Here is a 572-nt window from a genome sequence, read left to right on the forward strand (position 1 = left end):
CCGACTGATGTGACGGTGGTCGATCTGGAGACGGCCACGCCAGCCTGGGCCGAACGGCCGGCTTCGGACCCCGACCCGCGCACGCTTGGCCTCACATCCCGCCATCTCGCCTATGTGATCTACACATCAGGCTCAACCGGAACGCCCAAAGGGGCACAGAATGAGCATCGGGCTATTATCAATCGCCTGATCTGGATGCAAAAAGCCTATGCACTCAATGCGACTGACGTTGTCTTGCAGAAGACCCCATTTGGCTTCGATGTATCGACCTGGGAATTCTTCTGGACGTTGCTTGAAGGGGCGACCTTGGTGCTGGCGCTTCCTGGTGCGCACAAAGACCCTGATGCGCTTGTAAACTTGATAATCAGCCAACGCATCACCACCGCACACTTTGTACCATCCATGCTGGACGGCTTCATGGACACGAAGGGTGTTGATCGCTGCACATCCCTGCAGCGTCTCGTGTGTAGTGGTGAGGCGCTTTCTGCCTGCCTTGCGCAGAAGGTTCGTCGCGTATTGCCTTGGACTGGTCTGCACAACCTATATGGTCCCACGGAAGCTGCTATCGACGT

Annotated in this window: 1 protein-coding gene; it reads left to right on the forward strand. The window is 57.0% G+C overall.

What is annotated here, in order from left to right; genetic code table 11:
* Positions 1–572 (forward strand): AMP-binding protein (locus H8A95_RS43450; protein ID WP_229188509.1); only part of this gene is annotated, 572 nt, incomplete at both ends.

The sequence above is a fragment of the Bradyrhizobium oropedii genome (assembly GCF_020889685.1).
Classification (GTDB): Bacteria; Pseudomonadota; Alphaproteobacteria; order Rhizobiales; family Xanthobacteraceae; genus Bradyrhizobium; species Bradyrhizobium oropedii.